13 protein-coding genes are annotated in these 17,988 nt (G+C 72.9%); 2 read left to right on the top strand and 11 right to left on the bottom strand.

Annotated elements, in window-relative coordinates; translation table 11 throughout:
* Positions 1 to 14 precede the first annotated feature (14 nt).
* The 5 genes from ACFWWU_RS23415 to ACFWWU_RS23395 all read right to left on the bottom strand — a co-directional run bounded on the left by ACFWWU_RS23415 (position 15) and on the right by ACFWWU_RS23395 (position 6,953).
* Positions 15 to 1,439: a polysialyltransferase family glycosyltransferase gene (locus ACFWWU_RS23415; protein WP_384147771.1), complete on the bottom strand. Its 1,425-nt coding sequence runs from the start codon at positions 1,437 to 1,439 to the stop codon at positions 15 to 17.
* 3 nt (positions 1,440 to 1,442) lie between these two features.
* On the bottom strand, positions 1,443 to 2,408 hold the full coding sequence (locus tag ACFWWU_RS23410; protein WP_384147770.1) for a glycosyltransferase family 2 protein: 966 nt from the start codon (positions 2,406 to 2,408) through the stop codon (positions 1,443 to 1,445).
* Positions 2,409 to 2,536: 128 nt separating this feature from the next.
* Positions 2,537 to 5,194, bottom strand: coding sequence for a YfhO family protein (locus ACFWWU_RS23405; RefSeq protein WP_384147769.1), 2,658 nt, complete (start codon positions 5,192 to 5,194; stop codon positions 2,537 to 2,539).
* A gap of 153 nt (positions 5,195 to 5,347) precedes the next feature.
* Entirely contained in the window at positions 5,348 to 5,971 is a 624-nt protein-coding gene (locus ACFWWU_RS23400; RefSeq protein WP_384147768.1) for an isochorismatase family protein, read from the bottom strand.
* 70 nt (positions 5,972 to 6,041) lie between these two features.
* Positions 6,042 to 6,953, bottom strand: coding sequence for an MBL fold metallo-hydrolase (locus ACFWWU_RS23395; RefSeq protein WP_384147767.1), 912 nt, complete (start codon positions 6,951 to 6,953; stop codon positions 6,042 to 6,044).
* Positions 6,954 to 7,140: 187 nt separating this feature from the next.
* Here ACFWWU_RS23395 and ACFWWU_RS23390 point away from each other — a divergent pair, with 187 nt between their 5' ends.
* The gene (locus ACFWWU_RS23390; RefSeq protein WP_384147766.1) at positions 7,141 to 7,830 is read left to right on the top strand and encodes a TetR/AcrR family transcriptional regulator; all 690 of its coding nucleotides are present in this window, start codon (positions 7,141 to 7,143) and stop codon (positions 7,828 to 7,830) included.
* Here the strand turns inward: ACFWWU_RS23390 and ACFWWU_RS23385 are convergent.
* On the bottom strand, positions 7,808 to 8,797 hold the full coding sequence (locus ACFWWU_RS23385) for a helix-turn-helix domain-containing protein (RefSeq protein WP_384147765.1): 990 nt from the start codon (positions 8,795 to 8,797) through the stop codon (positions 7,808 to 7,810). The genes ACFWWU_RS23390 and ACFWWU_RS23385 overlap by 23 nt on opposite strands.
* 131 nt (positions 8,798 to 8,928) lie before the next feature.
* Here ACFWWU_RS23385 and ACFWWU_RS23380 point away from each other — a divergent pair, with 131 nt between their 5' ends.
* Positions 8,929 to 9,975: a saccharopine dehydrogenase family protein gene (locus ACFWWU_RS23380; protein ID WP_384147764.1), complete on the top strand. Its 1,047-nt coding sequence runs from the start codon at positions 8,929 to 8,931 to the stop codon at positions 9,973 to 9,975.
* Positions 9,976 to 10,019: 44 nt separating this feature from the next.
* On the opposite strand, the gene ACFWWU_RS23375 is transcribed toward ACFWWU_RS23380, so the two are convergent.
* From ACFWWU_RS23375 to ACFWWU_RS23355, 5 genes are all read right to left on the bottom strand, one after another.
* Positions 10,020 to 10,208: a Trm112 family protein gene (locus tag ACFWWU_RS23375; RefSeq protein WP_384147763.1), complete on the bottom strand. Its 189-nt coding sequence runs from the start codon at positions 10,206 to 10,208 to the stop codon at positions 10,020 to 10,022.
* Positions 10,205 to 11,110 carry a DMT family transporter gene (locus ACFWWU_RS23370; RefSeq protein ID WP_384147762.1) on the bottom strand — a complete coding sequence of 302 codons (906 nt, stop codon included), beginning with the start codon at positions 11,108 to 11,110 and terminating at the stop codon, positions 10,205 to 10,207. The genes ACFWWU_RS23375 and ACFWWU_RS23370 overlap by 4 nt, the downstream gene beginning before the upstream one ends.
* A gap of 3 nt (positions 11,111 to 11,113) precedes the next feature.
* Entirely contained in the window at positions 11,114 to 11,908 is a 795-nt protein-coding gene (locus ACFWWU_RS23365; RefSeq protein WP_384147761.1) for a class I SAM-dependent methyltransferase, read from the bottom strand.
* Entirely contained in the window at positions 11,905 to 13,131 is a 1,227-nt protein-coding gene (locus ACFWWU_RS23360; protein ID WP_384147760.1) for a condensation protein, read from the bottom strand. Before ACFWWU_RS23360 ends, ACFWWU_RS23365 begins: the two co-directional genes overlap by 4 nt.
* A 530-nt stretch (positions 13,132 to 13,661) precedes the next feature.
* Positions 13,662 to 17,981 carry an alpha-(1->3)-arabinofuranosyltransferase family protein gene (locus tag ACFWWU_RS23355; RefSeq protein WP_384147759.1) on the bottom strand — a complete coding sequence of 1,440 codons (4,320 nt, stop codon included), beginning with the start codon at positions 17,979 to 17,981 and terminating at the stop codon, positions 13,662 to 13,664.
* Positions 17,982 to 17,988: the final 7 nt, after the last annotated feature.

Genomic DNA, 17,988 nt, shown 5'->3' with positions numbered 1-17,988 from the left:
CACGGGGCGGCGGGTCAGGCCCGGCGGGCCCTGATCAGGCCGCGGCGGAACCGCGACGTGCCGGTGGCGACGGCCGCCGGCTCCGGGACGGCGAGCTCCGCCGCACCCGGCAGGCCCAGCTGGGTCAGCCGCAGCTCCGTGAAGTGGTGCGCGATGCCCGGCTCCGCGTGGTGCTCGGCCAGGAAGCGGGTGGCCTCCTCGCGGAGCCCCGGGTGGCTCTTGTGCCGCATGCAGTAGCCGACGGCCCGTACCAGGGGCGCGAGTGAGTCCGGGGCCACTCCGGGGAGCGCGGGCTCCTCTCCCCCTTCCAGGTCCGCGACCAGGTGGTCGACGACGGTGAGCGGGATCCGGTTGCTGTTCTCGAAGGGGGTGAGCCGTTCGAGGACCTCGGCCGTGCCCACGCGGGCGATCGGGATGCCGTAGTAGACGGCGGCGGTGAGCATCGCCGTGGAGAAGCAGCCGACGACGAGCCGCGGCCGGCACCGCTCGTAGAAGGTCTCGGCGAGCAGCGGCCCGTCGAGGACCGTCAGCCGTACGCCGAGCTCCGCCGCCTCCTCGTCGAGGGCCTGGGAGTAGCGGACGGGAGCGGTCGGGTGCGGCTTGAAGACCACCGAGGTGTGTCCGGCCGCGGCAGCTCCGCGCAGCATCCGCACGTGCAGCTCCTCTTCCTCCTCGGCGGTGAGGAGGTTGAGGGCGGCGAGGTACTGGCCGAGCAGGAGGGCCGTCGGCTCGGCGGCCACGGCCCGCGCGATCGGCGAACCCCCGTCCGCGTCCGCCCGCTCGTCGGCGCGGGAGGCCTCGGCGATCTCGGCGAGCACCGCTCGGAAGGCGTCGTCGGGGACGAGCTCGGGCTCGACCCCGTACTCGCTCAGGAGCAGGGGCTTCAGCCCCGGTACCAGATCGAGGTGGAGGACCCGGCGGATGCGGATGGCGATCGACTGGGCGAGGTCGGAGCGCGTCGGGCCGTAGCTCATGAGGCCGTCCGCGTAGACGTCGACCGAGCTCTCCGGGAAGGCGGCGGCGAGGGCCTTGGCGGGGTTGACCTGGATGGATTCGACGATCAGCTCGACCCGTGCGGTGCCGAGGTCCCAGGCGGTCCGCAGCACGCGCTGCCAGAGCGGGGACTCCTCGGGCCGGGGCGCCCAGGCGGCGGGGTGGTACGGGTGGATCGTCTCGTTCCAGTCGAGCGTGCCGTCGAAGCGGGCGGCGATCCGCTCGTAGCCGGTCATCGTCTCCAGGCGCAGCGCCGTCTCCGGGATCTCGGCGTTGTGCGAGATCAGCAGGAGCCGGCGGGCGTCCTCACGGGGGCCGAAGCGTCCGGCGTCCAGCGCGGCCGCGAGGGTGGCCGCGCCGTAGAGGGTGGACACCTGGAAGATCTGCACCAGGCGGGGGTCGTGGGCCGTGCCGGAGGCCATGGCGGAGTGCGTGTCGGGAGCCATGGGTCAGGCGGTCCTTCCGGTTTCGCGCAGGCTCCGGAGGAGCGTGCTGCGCGGGGTGTCCATCGTGGTCAGGGTCTCGTCGAGGACCTGCTGCGGCATGCGGCGCAGGGCGTCGCCGACGTCGGTGCGCAGCCGTGCGGCGACCTCGGGCTCGTACTTCCCGACCTTGCCCATGTGGAAGGCGATCATCGCGCAGTAGGTGCGGACGGCCTTCGGCAGGAATCGGTCCGCCTCGGCGTCCCGGGAGACGTCGTCGAGGAGGAGGTCGTACGAGGTGATGAAGTCCAGCTGCCGGTTGTCGGTGATCTGGGTGAGCGAGGTGGTGACACCGCGCCGGTAGAAGACACCGTGCAGGGAAAGCGCGGCGAACGTCCGGGCCTTGAGGTGGAGACGCCAGATCCAGAGGCGGTCCTCGGCTGTTTTCAGAGAGGTCTCGAAACGCGAGGCGCCGTTCTCGAAGAGCCACCCGCCGTAAATGCCGAAGGGGACGAAGGGATAGTCGACCATCGTCACCATGCTGGCGGGCGAGATGCCGTCCCTGGGGTCCATCACCGCGTCGCGGATCTTGGCCGGGGCGTATCGGATCTGTCGCTTCCGGCCTTCCGCCAGGACGTGGTCGGTACGGGCGAAATCGCAGTCCAGGCCGGAGATTCCGGCCACGGCGGCGCTCAGATGGCCGGGCGCGTACCAGTCGTCGCCGTCCAGGAAGGTGAGGTAGTCGCCCTTCGCCGCGTCGATTCCGGTGTTACGTGCCTGGGCGACGCCGAGATTCGTCTCGTGCCGGATGACGGTGGCGTTCGGAAGGCGGTCGCGCCAGCGGTCGAGGATTTCCGGCGTCTCGTCCGTCGAGCAGTCGTCGATCAGCAGGAACTCGAATTCCGGGTTCGCGTTGTTCGCGAGACTGCGCAGGGTGTCGGGCGCATAGGGCCCGACATTGTGGAACGGGACGACGACGGACAGCTTTGGCACTCGGAATCCCCATACTGAATCGAACAATTAAACGCCGGTACGGCGGGCACAGTAGCCGTCCACATTTCCGGCCGAACGATCCACGGGTGCACTCCGGGTGAACTCTTGTCGTCCCTGATGGAAACCCGTCAGGTCCGGGCGCGGAGGGACCGGCGACGCAGGAGCTCCGTCGCGGCCAGGGCGAGGAGCGCGGCCGCTCCGACGGCGCCGCCGAGCCGGAGACCCGGTGGCCGGAAGGAGCAGCTCACCGTGGTCGCCCGCCCGTCGAGGGGGACGGCGACGAGGCCCTGGTAGGCGCGGGCGGGTGCGGCTTCCGCGCCGCCCGCGGCGCAGCGCCAGCCGGAGACGCGCGGTGCGGCGAGCACGGCGACGCCCGTGCTGCCCGGGGGCAGTTCGGCCGTGACGCCGTGGCCGCCGGCGCTCACGCGGGTGGCGCCGGTGGCGGTGAGCTCTCGTACGGCGGAGTCGAGCCGTGCCCGGACGAGGCAGCCGACGGGTTGACCGGGCAGTCGGATCCCGGTCTTGGGCAGCAGGTCGATCCGCACCTCGCCGGAGGCGGGCACGGTACCGAGGGCCCGCATGGGGGCGCGTACGGCGGGCGGCTTGCCCTCGAACTCGACGGCGCCCTCCCCCGCCAGGGTCGCCGAGCCCTTGTACTCGGGGGCCCAGAACCAGACGTCGGAACCCGCCGGGCAGCGGGCGGTGAGGGTGCGTCCGGCGCGGCGCGTGTCCCGCGGCAGCTCGTACACCGAGGAGCCGAGGAGGAGTTCCTGCCGGACGAAGGCGGAGTCCCCCGGGCGCGGTGCACGTGCCGCGCGCGGACGGACGGTCACCAGGGGCGGTACGGGGGTCGTGGTGACGGTGACCGTGGCCCGGGGCAGGGCGTCCTGACGTACCGGCTCCGTGGGCTCCGAACGGATCCGGGCGCCGATGGAGAACAGGGCGTCGGTCACGGGGTTGTCGAGGGTGACCGGGTGCCGGCCCTTGGCGTAGGAGCCGAAGCCCAGCGCGGAGAGGGTGGACGACGTCACCTCGGCGGTGAGGCTGCTGTAGACCTCGGCGCCCTGGCCGCCGACGATCAGGACGTCGTTGCCGCCGGGCACCTCGCCGGGGTCCGTACGGTAGCGGGGCCAGGCGTCGGCGCGGGCCGCCTCGCGGGCGGCGGCGGTGTGCCAGGGACCGATCCGGGGCGACCAGGCGACCTCGCTCCGCTGCTGCTCCTCGATCCGCTTGCCGGTGACGGCCGTCTCGCCCGCCTGGGCGCCGACGAAGAGGACCAGGGCGAGGACGGGCAGGACACGGGCGGGCAGGGCACGGGTAGGCAGGGCACGGGTAGGCAGGGCTCGGGCGGGCAGGGCGCGGGCCGGCAGGGCGCGGGCGGTGTTCCGTCGGGTGCCTTCCCGGGCCAGGAGGGCCGCCGCGAGTGCCAGAGCCGCGGCGACGAGGAAGGCGGGGAAGGTCCATGCGTCGATCTCGACGCTCCCCCGGGCCGCCCAGGCCAGGGCGACCAGCAGCGCGCCGCCCGCGAGGAGCGCGCTCGGCCGGGGCACGCCCTGGGCGACCGAGAACCAGGCGGCGATGAGCAACAGCCCGCACAGGACGAAGGTCTGACGGTACGGAGCGCCGTTGGGCGAGGCTCCCGCGTGCCAGAGCAGATGGGTGGGCTCCCACTGGAGGGAGAGCGTCACCAGGACGACCGCCGCCGTCCAGCCGGCCCGGACGCGCGGGGCGACGGCCCCGTTGAACGGCAGCGTCAGGGCCAGGGCGAGGGCGGGCGTACCGATGAAGAGGGCGGGGCTCGAGACGCTCGCCGTGCCGGGCAGGAAGCGGGCGAGGACGTCCGTCCAGGGGACGGGCGCGAAGGTGGTCACGGGGGTCGGGTCGGCGACCTTGGTGGCGAGGAAGACGATCACGACGAGCGGCGCGGCGAGCCCGATGCCGATGAGCACGCCCCGGGCGGCGCGGAGTGCTCCGGCGATCCGCTGCCGGGCGGTCGCGCTCTCCTCGGCGGTGAGGAGCCGGACGGCGAGGAAGACGGCCGCACCGAGGGTGGCCATGTAGGCGGTGTAGAAGTTGGCGATCCAGGCCAGGGCGACGACGACGGGACCGAGGACGGGACGGCGGCCGGTGCGGGCCCACTCGCCGACCAGGCAGAGCAGCGGGAAGGCGACGAGCCCGTCGAGCCACATCGGGACGGTGGCGCCGAGGTTGAGGGTCCAGCCGGAGAGCGCGTACGCGGTGCCCAGCGCGGCGGCGACCGGCCAGGGACCGGGGCGCAGCCGCAGGAGCAGCAGCGCCGCCGCGCCTCCCGCGGCGCTGATCTTGACGGCCGTGACGACGTAGAGGGCGAGCTCGATCCGGTCCGCCGGGAAGAGGACGACGAGCAGGTCGAAGGGGCTGCTCAGGTAGGTGCCGATGTCGCCGAGGAAGTTGGAGCCGAAGCCGGTGTTCCAGTTGAGGAAGGCGTCGCCGTGCGTCTCGCCGCGGAGGAAGGCGCGCCAGTAGGCGTGATACGGCAGGTACTGCTGGCCGAGATCGACGACGTTCCTGGTCACGGGCCCGAAGGGGTACGTGCGGGACAGCGCGGTCGCGAGGCAGAGCAGCGCGGCGGAGAACAGGGAGGCGGCGAGCGGGGCGGCGGCGGCCGGGGCGAGCGGGCCCCGCAGCCGGAGACCCGGCCGGAGGACCCACCGGAGCCCCGACCGGAGACCCGGCCGGCGCCGGACCCCGCCGCCCCCCTCCTCGCCGTCGACCTCGTCGAGCACGGTCTCGGCGGCGGGGGGCACACGTCCTCCAGGGGGCGCACGGAGCGGGAACGCCCGGGGTGAAGTCGTCACGGGCCGACCGCCATTACCGCCGAGGCGGACGACCCGTAACCGATCATCAGGCGGTTTTCCGGTACACCCCGGGTGAACTCCCGGTGCCACGGGGTGGGTGGCTCAGCCGTTCGAGGCCCCGAGCTCGTCGACCGTCCGGGCGACGGTGCCGAACAGGTCGGAGACCGTCGTCAGGCTCGCGACCTGGAGCGCGTCGGACGCGACGACCGTGCCCGTGTCGTCCGGCGCCGCCAGGGGGCGGGTGGCGGTGGCCTCGGCGACGACGGTCGGGCGGTAGCCGAGGTTGAAGGCGCCCTGTGCGGTGAAGAGGACGCACATGTGGGTCATGAATCCGGCGATGACGAGGTCGCCGCCGGCGCCGGCGCCGAGGTCCTTGAGGGTCTCCTCCAGGTCCGTGCCGTGGAAGGCGTTCGGGACCTGCTTGACGACCACCTTCTCGCCCGCGATCGGGGCGACTTCGGCGCTGATCGAGCCGATCTCGGCCCGGATGTCGTACGGGGTGCCCTCGCCACCGTCGTTCACGACGTGCACGACGGGCGCTCCGGCGGCACGGGCGGCCGCGAGCAGGCGCGCGCCGGCGGCCACGGCCTCTTCGGCCCCGTCGAGCCGCATGACGCCGGTGCGGTAGGTGTTCTGGAAGTCGATCATGATCAGGGTGGACTCGCCGAGGCGCGGGAGCTCCTGGGGCAGGCCGATCACGTCGCGCAGGGTGGTGGACGCGGTCATGGTGGTTCCTTTCGATGCGTTACGGGACGGAGGAGCGGCTCGGGAAGGGACCGGGCGGCGCGCCGCGCGCCTAGGAGAGGTCCTTCGTGGCGCCGGCGGGCGCGAGGTCGACGAGCTTCCCGTCGATGCCCTGCTCCTGGAAGGCCTTCACCAGGGACTTCAGGTCTTCGGAGTAGATGTTCCAGCTGTCGGTGTGGACCGGGACGACCTTGCGGGGGTCGAGGTCCTTCGCCACCAGGGCGGCGTTCTTCGAGGTGAGGGTCAGCGGCGCGTTGTCGAGGATCGCGGGGGTGCGGGCGGCGCCGGCGAAGAGGACGGCCGTGTCGATGGGCCCGATCTCCTTCCTGACGCGGTCCCCGACCCGCTTCGCGACCGCGACCGAGGCGTTGTCGCCGGAGATGTAGGTGGTGGGGACGCCCTTGCCGCTGAGGACGAAGCCGGTGACCTCGCCGTCCGCCCCGCGGTCCACTCCGTCCGGCCCGTGCAGGGCGGGCACCGCGGTGACCGTGACGGTGCCGCCGGAGGTCTTCAGCTCGTGGGTGGCCCAGGATTTCAGGCCCGTGACGTGGTCGCCGAGGCGCTGCCGTGCGCCGGGCGTGGAGAGGACGACGGGCACGGTCCTGAGCAGCTCGCGGCCCTTGTCGTCGAGGTTGTCGTCGTGCTGGTCGTGCGAGAGCAGGACGGCGTCGATCTCGCCGATGCCGTCGGCGCCGACCGCCGGCGCCTGGTTCTTCTCCAGGCCGCTCTTGTACTTCTTCGGCGCGTCGAAGGTCGGGTCGAGCAGGATGCGCAGGCCGGCGATCTCCAGGATCGTGGTCGGCCCGCCGACGTGCGTGGCGGTGAACGCGGCGGCGGGGTCCGGCGTGGCCGATGCCTTCGAGCCGTCGGCGGTGCCCTTGCCGCCGCAGGCGGCGAGGAGGGCCACGCCCACGGCGGCTGCGACGGCGCCGGTGGCGACGCGAAGGAACGTCGAACGGTTCATCGGGGATTACCAGCTCTCTCGTGGCGAACGGGCGACATCTCGAAAGACGTCTCGGAGGCGGCCACCCCCCGGGAACGTTCATCACGCTAACACATTCCGTAATCATCGATAACAGCGTTCCGCGCCAACGCCCTCCAGCGGCACAAAACCCCAGGTCCCCCTTGTTAGCGCTGTTATCGTGGGAGCCATGTCGACGGCACGAGAGCGCATCCTGGAAGCCACCGGGGAACTGCTCGCCACCAAGGACGCCCTGGCGATCTCGACCCGGGCCATCTGCGACCGGGCGAAGGTCGGCATGCCCGAGATCTATCGCCAGTTCGGCGACAAGCAGGGGCTGCTCACCGCGGTCGCCGACATCGGCTTCGAGCGCTTCCTCGCCGCCAAGAGGCGCAATCCGCTCACCGACGATCCCGTGGCGGACCTGCGGACGGCCTGGGACAGCCACGTCGCGTTCGCCCTCCACAACCCGTACCTGTACCGCTTGATGTTCACGCCGACGGGCGACGCCAAGCCGCAGGCGATCAAGGAGGCGCAGGCCATCCTCCTGACGGCCGTGGAGCGCTGCCGGGACGCCGGGCGGCTGCGCATGACCCCCGAACTGGCCGGGCAGTCGATCCTCTCCGCCAACGTGGGCGTGTGCATGATGGCGCTGTCGTTCCCCGAACTGTTCGCGGGCGACGAGATCTCCCGGGCGGTGCGCGACGCCGTGATCGGCAAGGCCACCGGGGACGAGCGCGAGGACTCCAGGATCGGTACCGCGACGGTCCTCGCCCAGGCGCTGGTCGGCACCCTCACGGGCACGTCACCCGTCAGCGGCGCCGCCCTCGATCAGCTGACCCGCTCACTCCGCCCGCCTACCGCGCCCCCGGAGGCGTAACGGCTTCGAGGCCGAACCCCTCGACGCGCGCCTGCGAGCGGAAGGTGCGGCGGTACGTGTCCGGGGGCACGCCGACCGTGCGATGGAAGTGCCGGCGCAGCGTCGTGGCGGTGCCCATGCCGGTCGCCGTCGCGATGGCGTCGACACCGTCGTCGGTGGCCTCCAGCAACTCCTGGGCCCGGCGGATGCGTTGTGTCAGCAGCCACTGGAGCGGGGTGGTGCCGGTCGCCGCCCTGAAGTGGCGGCTCAGGTTGCGCGAGCTCATCCGCGCCTGGCGGGCCAGGCCCTCCACCGTCAGCGGTCGGTCGAGGCGTTCGACGATCCAGGGCAGCAGGCCGGTGAGCGGGTGGTCGTCCTGGGCGGGTACCGGGGTGGTGACGAACTGGGCCTGACCACCGGCCCGATGCGGGGGCACGACCAGGCGGCGGGCGACCGTGTTGGCGATCGCCGGGCCGTGGTCGAGGCGGACCAGATGGAGGCACAGGTCCATCGCGGCGGCCTTGCCGGCGGAGGTGAGCACGCTGCCGTTGTCCACGTAGAGCACGTCCGGATCGACCTCGACCCCGGGGTAGCGGTCGGCCAGGACCCGCGTGTGCGCCCAGTGCGTGGTCGCGCGCCGCCCGTCGAGGAGCCCGGCGGCGGCCAGGACGAACGCGCCCGTACACAGGGAGACCACCCGCGCGCCCGCCTCGTGGGCCGCGCGCACGGCGTCGACCAGCTCGGCGGGCGGGTCCACGTCGACGTCGGCCCAGCCGGGGACGATCACCGTGTCGGCGTACGGGAGCCGGTCGAGCCCGTGGTCGGGCTCCAGCTGGAACCTGCCGACCCGCACGGCGCCGGGTCCGTGGACGGCGAAGTCGTACCAGGGGTCGACCAGATGGGTCAGGTCGGCGCCGAAGACCTCGTACGCCACGGAGAGTTCGAAGTGCAGCATTCCGTCGGTGACGGCCAACGCGACTGTCTTCATGTCCGAAATTGTACGCACCATGTCGTTCCAGACACTCACGGCGGTCGATCGCCATCCCGCAAGATGTTCACAGTTGAACAAGTTGAGCGAACGAACAGACGAGTCGAAACTCAGAGCGGCAGGAGAAGTCGATGACTGCGGGTCAGGCGGTAGCGGTGTTCGGTGCTTACGGGCACACCGGGCGGTTCGTGGTGGCGGAGCTTCTGAACCGGGGGTTCGCGCCGGTCCTGACCGGACGCGACGCGGACAAGCTGGAGGCGCTCGGCGCGTCCCACCCGGGGCTCGCCGTCCGGCCGGCCACGGTCGACGACGCGGCCTCGCTGGACCGCGCCCTGGCCGGCGTGGCCGCCGTGATCAACGTCGCCGGACCCTTCGCCTCGACGGCGGCCCCGGTGATCGAGGCCGCGCTGCGCGCCGGGATCCCGTACGTGGACGTGGCCGCCGAGCTCGAGGCCAACGCCGACACGTTCGAACGGTTCGCGGACCGCGCCGCCGACGCCGGCACGGTCGTGATCCCGGCGATGGCCTTCTTCGGCGGCCTCGGCGACCTGCTGGTCACCGCGGCGATGGGCGACTGGACCGCGGCCGACGAGGCACACGTCGCGTACGCGCTGAGCAGTTGGCACCCCACCGCCGGAACCCGCAGCGCGGGCACGGTCTCCCGGGAGCGCAGGGAGGGCCGGCGCGTCGTGTTCAACGAGGGCCGGATGCAGTACCGCGACGACGCTCCGCCGACGACGAAGTGGGCCTTCCCCGACCCGACAGGCGTCCGGTCCGTCATCGGCGAGTTCACGATGGCCGACGTCGTCACCGTCCCGAGCCACCTCGCCATCCCCGAGGTCCGCACCTACATGACGGTGGAGGCGGCCAGGGACGTGGTGGCGCCGGAGACGCCGGCGCCGACCGCGGTCGACGCGAGCGGTCGCTCGGACCAGACCTTCGTCGTCGACGTCGTCGTGCGCTCAGGCGACGAGGAACGGCGCGCCACGGCGAGCGGCCAGGACATCTACGCCTTCAGCGCGCCGCTCGCGGTGGAAGCGGTGCACCGCGTCCTCACGGGGCAGTTCAGGACGGTCGGCGTCGCCTCCGCCGGTGCCGTCTTCGACGCACCGGACTTCCTCCGCACGCTGTCCGAGCGGACGTCGCTGTCCGTCGCCCTGGCCCCGCACGCTGGGTGACGAGGTACGCGTACAGGTCCATGCCCCGCGGAGCCTCGCGCTCCTCAGACGGCGGGGTCCTCGACGACGGCGGGCACACCCGAGGAGGGAAGCAGTTGCGGGATGCCGTCGACGATCGGATAGCGCCGGCGCAGACGCGGGTTGTAGAGGGCGCCCCGGAGCTCGTCCAGGATCAGCGGCCCCTTGTCGAGCGGGCAGGCGAGAATCTTCAGCAGCGGGCTGTCGGGCTTCATGGCCGGGTTCCTTCGGGTGGGGGGGTGTTCGTCTCGTGTCGCGGCAGGGTGAGCAGGACCGTCAGTGCGAGTACGGTGCCGCCGAGACGCAGTAACAGCCGCAACGGGTTGTCGGGCAGCGGCTCGTCGAACGCGATCGTGCCGCTCACGATGGTGAACACGCAGGTCACCGTCGAACACACCGGGACGATCAGTGACGCACGGCAGCGCTGCAGGGCGGTCTGCGACAGCACCAGTCCGCTGCCCCCCGTCAGCAGCAGAAGGTACGGGTACGGGGAGGCGAGCAGGGCGGGCACGGAGCCCAGGAGATCCGAGGTGTCCAGATGCCCGGAGACGCCCTTGACGGCGAGCGAGCTGACGCCGTAGATCAGACCGACCGCGACCGCGTAGGCCACTCCGGTGGTCGGCTGCCGATGGCGCCGGCGGGCGCGCCGCTCCGCGGCCGCGTAGAGCATGAGACCGGCCGCGAGGGTCGGCAGGCACACGGCCAGCAGGATGCCGGTGTGAGCGGTACGGCTGATCTCCTCGCTGGTCTCGTACAGCGAGGCCACCACCATCACCAGCGCCAGACCGATGACAGCCACCGCACGCCGCTCGCGACCGGAGGGCCGCTCGCCGAGCACCACCGACGAGAGCACGAGCAGGAGGACGAGACCGGACAGGAACAGGCCCTGGGCGGCGGCGATCGGCAGTGTGCGGTAGACGGCCAGCTGTGCGGCGAACCCCAGGGCCAGCGCCATGGCCCCGCAGAGCCACAGGGGTCGGCCGGCCAGCAGGAGGAGAGCCCGGCCCGGCTGTGCGGCACTCAGCGGCGGCATGCCGGCCAGCGCCCGCTTCTCCAGGACGAAGCCGGTGCTGTACAGGATGTTCGCGACCAGCGCGGCGGCCACACCCCACACCACGGGTTACTCCCTTCTCGCGTGTACGAGGAGGATGGACGCGAGCGACGGCGCCCCGCAGGCCAGCCGGTCCAGCGGACGAAGCGGGCGCGGGACTCCGTGGAACGGGGCACCGGCGACCTTCACCACCTCGAACCCGGACGCCGCCACGAATTCGCGCAACGCGCGGGCCGTGTACAACCGCAGATGGCCCACGACCTCGCTGCCCGGTCTGCCGTGGATGCGACGCAGACTCACCTCGGAGAACACCGGCTGGACTCCGGCGAGCAGCAGTGCGCGGTTGTACCAGGCGCCGAGGTTCGGAGTGGAGAGCATGAGATGCCCGCCGGGTCGCAGGACCCTGCGCAGTTCGTCGAGGGCACTGTCGGGGTCGACGAGGTGCTCGACGACCTCGCTGAACAGCACGGCGTCGGCGCTGCCGGAGGCGAACGGCAGCCCGCTGCCGGTCAGCTCGCCTCGGACGACCTGGCTGAGGCGCGGGGCCGCCCGGCGCAGGGCGTCCTGCGACCAGTCGATTCCCACGACGCGGTGCCCGTCGAGTACGCGGGCCGCGATCGCGCCCGCCGAGCCGTCCCCGCAGCCCACGTCGAGCACGGTCGCGGCCGGGCGGCCGGGCGCCACGGGGCCGAGCGCGTCGGCCAGCATCCGGGCCTGCCGCAGTGTCCGGGCTTCCCCGGAGGCGACGGGAACGGTGGGGTTCTCGTAGAAGTCCCGCAGCCCGGGGGCGCGCGGGCCCGGCGAAGTCGCCGCCGCCTCGGGCGACTTACCGGTTGCTGCCGAGCCGGTGGCTGAGCGGGTCATGACGGCCTCTTGGGGTTGTCCTGGGGGGAGCCGGGTCCGGCCGGCGTCGTGTCCGGCTGCGGTGTGTCGGGGTGGTACGGCCCGCCCGGGCTCCCTACGCCTCCCCGGGCCGCGGGCGCCTCGACGTCCGCGGTGCCGGCGCCCGGCTCGGCGGCCCCGGCGGTGGTGGCGGTGGCTGTGGCTGTGGCTGTGGCTGTGGCTGTGACAGTGGTGGCCGTGGCGGTGGTGGCTGTGGCGTCCGCCTCGGATTCCCCGGCCGGAGCGTCCCAAGCCTGAGCGTCCTCGACCTGGGCGAGAGACGTCGTCGACAGCGACTCCGCGAACAGGCCCGCCAGTTCCGCACCTGCCGCGTCGCCGAGCAGCGCCCGCGACCAGCGCAACGTCACATGCAGTCGCCCGCCGGTGGAAGCCGCCGCCACGCTCAGCCCGCGCGGCATCCGCGCCGGTGCGGAGAACCACACGGCCGTCGCCCGGCCCGCGTCGCCGAAGTCCAGCGCGTACGGCACACGTCCGATGTTGGTGACCAGAGCCGTCGACGTCCAGGACGCCGCCGCCCGCCGGGCGCCACGGGTGAGCACACCCCGGACACCAACCGGCAGCAGCGGTGCGGTCAGCAGACTCGCCCCGGCACCCATGGGGGCTCCCTGGGCCGACTTCAGCGCGCGGGTGCGCCGGGCGGTGGTGCGCAGCAGCCGGGCCACGGCCTCCGGGTCCGGCCGCTCACCGAGCAGCAGCTCCGTGTCGAGCGGGTCCTCGGCGGTCATGGCCACCTCGACGAGCCGGGTTCCGTTGCCCATAGGCATCCCCGTGCCGCGCGGGCGGTCGTCCACGGGCATCGTGAGCCTTACCGGACCGGCCGACCGGCCTTGCGAGACGTTCCAGCGACCCACCATCAGTGACGCGGCGACCAGCAGTTGGTCGTTGACGGTCCAGGGCGGAGGGCCTCCGTTCCGCCCTGCACGCCGCGGAACGGGCAGGTCCGCCTGCACCATGCCGTTGCCCACGGCACGGGCGCGTACCGGCCCGGGACGGGAGTCCGGCGCGACCCGCACGGGCCGCGCCCGTACGGTACGGCCGGTCGCGCCGGTCCCGCTCGGAGCCGAGCCCGAGCGCCCGGGCCGGACCCGCCCGGGAACCGGGAGGGCTCCCGTGCCGCCGTACAGTTCGGCGGTCGTGGCGAGCACCCGCAGCCCCGACGGCGCGTCGAGAGCGGTGTGATGCATCGTCAGCAAGAGAACGGTCTCGGTCCCGGTCCTGGACTCGGTCCCGGTCCCGGCCTCGGTCCCGGTTTCGGCCCCGGTTTCCGGAGGCTCGCCCGCCGCCGACGGCTCCCCGGCGACGGTTCCCCCGTCCAACCGGACGACTTCCAGGCGCATCGGCGGCGCCAGGGTGAGCGGCGGGCATTCCGTCAGGGCTCGGGCCCGGGCCCGGGCCAAGGCGTCAGGTCCCCGCCCGACGAAACTCACCGGATCGCTGTCCGGCCGACCGGTCAGTTCCCACGCGAAGGACCGCCGGTGCCCACGGTCGGGCACTTCCCGTGCCAGCACCCTGGGGTGCGTCAGCAGTGCCCGCTGGAACGCGGCCCGCAGCCGTACCGGGTCCAGCCTTCCGGGCAGATGGACCTCGATGTGCACGCTCTCCGGTTCGTCGTCACTGAGGCAGTGCCGCGACACCTCGTCGACGGTCGGAAAGGGAATCCGCACCCTGCCGGGAGGGGCGGCTGTCCCCCTCCCGGCGGCGGTCCACGGCGCGGTCACGAGAGACCACCGCCTTCCGGCCGCCAGAGGGGCGGCTCGGGCCGGCGCCCGTCGCCGGCGCTGCGCGGCCTGGCCGTGACCACCGGTCCGGCTTCCGGCCCGTCGGAACCGTCGTCGTCATGCCCGTCGCCGTCTTCCCACCCGGCGTCGCCTCCGTGCCCGGCGTCATCCCCACGCGCGGCGGCCGCGGACGTCGGCCTCACCGCCGTCACCAGCGCGGCGGACAGGGCCACCAGCGTGAGCACCTGCGCCAAGCCGCTGAACGCGCCCGCCCCGTCGGCGACCGGATCCCCGGCGCCCAGGGCAGCGACAAGCCCGGCGCCGGCCATCGCCGCCGCCGCTGTCGGCACCAGCACGCCCGGCCGGAACCGCGCCGCCACGGCGAGCACGGGCACGACCAGGGCCAGCGGCCCCGCCGCCACCGCGACGACCGCGGTCAGCGCGAGTGTTCCGAGCAGCATCCCCGGGGCCGCCGGTTCGGGCAGCTTCTCATCGGTGCCGCCGCCGTCGCGCCGGCGGCCCACGAAGGCCAGGGCGGCCAGTACGACGAGCGCGAGCGCACCGCCGATCAGGGCTGTCCGGTACGACCCGGAGGGCTCGAACTCCATGGTGACCGTGCCGGACGCCCCGGCCGGGACCACCCAGGCCTGCTGCCAGCCGTCGAGGCGCACCGGCTCGAGCTCCGCGCCGTCCAGGGTCGCCTTCCAGCCGTCGTTGGCGTTCTCGTAGGTCCGCAGGTAGGCGGCCTCGCCGTCGCCCGCCGACACCGAGACGGTCCGGCTGTCGTCGGTCCACCTGGTGACGGTGGCCTCACGACCCGCCGCTCCCTCCAGGGCCCGCGGGGTGCCGCGGGTCAGCGTGACGTCGGTGATCGCCAGCGGGCCCGTGTCACCCGCCTCCACCTCGTGATCGCCGGACGGGAGCTCCAGGGTGCCGTCCTTCTCCTCGCCCGCACAGAGGGCGACGGTGACGGGACGCCGCTCGGTGAGGTCCCGGACGAGTCCGGAGGCCTTCGTCTTGTGCAGGACACCGCCCACGGCGAGGTCCGGACCCTCCCCGCACGGCAGCGAGAAGCGCGCGGACGGCTTCGGCTTCGGCACCCGCAGGTCGGCCAGTGCGGGAACGTGCACCTCGCTCAGCCCGACGGGCAGCTGCAACTGCGCGTCCGCCACCGGATTGTGGACGGTGAGCGGCGCGACCCTGCTGATGGTGATGTCGAGCCGGTTCGTCTCGATCTCCGGGAAGCGGACCCGCCCGTTCTCGTCCACGTCGGCCACCGCGGCGCCGTGCGGAGAGCTGATCATCACCTGCTCGGGCCGGGTGGACACCCCTCCCGCCGGTGCGAGGATGATCTCGTCGATCTTCTTCATGCCGGGCCAGCTCAGGTGGACGACCGGCCGGTCGCCCGCGATCCAGGCGGTCGTCAGATCGCCGTCGACCAGGTTGCGGGCGCCGAGCGACGTGCCGTTGCGGCTGGTGGAGTCCACGGCGGCCGTCAGCCGGTTCTTCGATCCGGAGGCGGAACGGTCGAGCAGTTCGTCGAGCGCGCCCCCGGGTACGGCGACGGCTCGCGCCGACACCCGGTACTCGCCCGATTCCTTGGTGCTGAACCGCCGGTGCAGTCCCACCTCGGCCGACGCGGGCGACAAACCGCCCGCGTCGGTACCGCGGTGCAGGGAGTACACGGTCGCCGCCGCGTCGGTGCGCTCCGCGTCGGCGGGCAGCACCAGCATGCGCGTCACCTGCACGTCCGGAACCGACACCTCGGAGAATCCGGCACCGGAGAGGCCCGGGCGCGCCTGCTGCGCGGCAAGGACGGTGACCTTCATCCAGGAGGCCTCGCCGACGGGAGCCTTGACGGTCTGCGGCAGGCCGTTCGTCTTCAGGGGGCTGTCGGCCGAACCGCGGTCGGTCTCGATCCGCACCTGTGTGGGCGCCGCGCGCATGGCGTCGCCCGGCAGGGGCGTCAGCTGGAGGGAGGCCGGGATGTCGGTCGGCCGGGAGAAGTCCACTCGGAGCCACTGTCCGGCCGGCTCGCCCGGGCTGCCCTCGGCCCACGCGGTGTCCGGGTTGCCGTCGAAGGCGTTCACCGGGTCGTACTGCGGCAGGTGGAACAGCCAGTTGCCACTGCTGGAAGCCGTCACGGACGCGGCGCCGCGCAGCACCGCCGTCGTCTGGTGCTCGGTGCTGTCCGACGGCAGGATCTGCTTGGGCTTCTCACCCGGGTTCTGCAGGCTGCCGGAGTGATTGCGCTCGTCCGCGGTGTAGGTGTAGGAGGTGTTGTTGTTGACCAGGCCGAACCGGGTGTCGGCTCGGCGCAGCCCGTCCGCGACCGCCTTCACCGGTGCGACGACGCCCTTGGGCAGCGTGTCCCCGGCCAGTACGGCCGGCCGCCCGGCCATCGAGGGATCGGCGGACAGCTGGAGCAGCGCCTCCGGTCCGCCACTGACCACGGCCGTGTCGGCCACGGCCGAGACACCGACCCGGCCGGGCTTCCCGTCGCTGTCCTGCGGCTGGTAGATCTCCACGGCCTGGAGCCGCGGATAGAGCCCCTGCACCTGGAGCGGGGTGTCGGCGGCGATGCGTCCACCGGTCACCAGCGGGCCGAACCCGGTGGCCTTGCGGTAGCCGGACGCTTCCAGAGTCCGTTTCACCGTCTGCGGCGGGACATAGCCGATCTGGTCGGGGTCGAGGTCGTTGCGGACGACGACCTCGTGCATGCCGGCCCGTGCGAGGTACGCCCGAAGGCCCGGAACCTCGGCGCCGGACAGCAGCGCCTGCTCGACGGCGTCCGTCATACGGCGTGCTCCGGGAGTGCCGAAGGGGACGAAGTCCCGCTGCGCCCAGGGAGTCTCGGCCAGCACGTCGAACGGCTGGTCGATGGGGGAACCCCAGGTGTAGATGCCGTGCGCCGTCGCCGGGACGACCAGGGCGCGGCTGTGCCGGGCGTTGTCCTTGAGCCAGCCGGCGGCCTTCTCCCAGTGGGTGGGCAGCTTGGTGAACGCCCCGGGCTGGAGGATCGAGCCGTTGACGTACGGGAGCACCAGCCCGGGCAGTACCAGCACCGCCGCGGTCGCGGGCATCCAGCGGCGACCGCGGAGTGCGCGAGAACCCCTGCTCTCGGACAGCACGGCTGTCAGATGGGTCAGTCCGAGGACGAGCGCGAGGGCCAGTCCCGGCTGGAACTTGTAGATGTTGCGGAACGGCTTCAACGGACCGTTCAGCCAGTCCTGGACGGCACCGTGGAACGGACCGCCGAAGGCTCCGCCGTACCCGGCGAGCGCGATCAGGACGACGGCCAGCACGGTCAGGAGCAGCCAGCGGCGCTCCGGCAGGTCCCGCCGGGCCAGGCCCGCGAGGCCCAGCGCCGCGGCGAACGCCGAACCGAGAACGGTGATGACGGAGGTGGCGACGGTCCAGCCGGCCGGCAGCCATGCCTCACCGAAGTGCAGATAGGCCACCCAGTTGCCGGCGCCGCGCAGCAGCTCGGTCGCGGACATGGTGGCGGTGGTGGTGTCGGCCTGCTCGACGTACGGCATGAAGTTCTCGCCGTACGTGCCGAGCAGGAGCAGCGGCACCACCCACCACACGGTGGCGAGGACGACGCCCGGTATCCACCAGCCGAGGAGCGCGCGTCGGCGTCGGCCGGGCGGGCGGCTGAGGAGGTACAAGCCCACGGGCAGCAGCGCGGCCAGTGTGGAGGCGGCGTTCACGCCGCCCATGAAAGGGATCAGCAGGGCCGAACGGGCGGCGGCCTTCCGGGGGCTCGACGCCGCGGAGGTCAGCGGCAGCAGCACCCAGGGCAGCAGGGCGCCGGGCAGCGCGGCGGCGGACGTCGATCCGATGACGATCGTGAAGGTGGGCCACAGCGCGTAGACCACGGCGCCGAGGACCCGGGACGCGGGCGAACCCACGCGCAGCCGCTCGGCGAGCCTGAGCGCGCCCCAGAAGGCGGCGGTCACGATGACCGAGAGCCAGAGCCGTTCGGCCAGCCAGACCGGCACCTGTAGCAGGTCCATGAACGCGTAGTAGGGAAGCGCCGGGAAGGCGTAGCCGACGTACTGGTTGGCTATGCCGCCGAGGCCGACGTTCCCGTTCCACAGCGAACCGAGGTCGCCGAGGAAACGCCAGGGGTCGAGGGCCACGCCGAGTTTGGTCTCGAACGTCATCTTCCCGGGCGACACCGCGAGGAACGCCGCCAGGACGACGGCCCAGAAGCCGAACAGCAGGCGTCGTCCGCGCGGTTCGCCGGACGCCTCCGACGGCGTCGGGCCGGGCTGCGGCACCCGGGTGGGCGCCTGGACCGCAGTGGTCATGACCGTT

This window comes from Streptomyces sp. NPDC058650 (genome assembly GCF_042717315.1).
Taxonomy (GTDB): Bacteria; Actinomycetota; Actinomycetes; order Streptomycetales; family Streptomycetaceae; genus Streptomyces.
The sequence above is the reverse complement of the archived record's forward strand: the minus strand, read 5'-3'. Positions and strand labels throughout refer to the sequence as shown.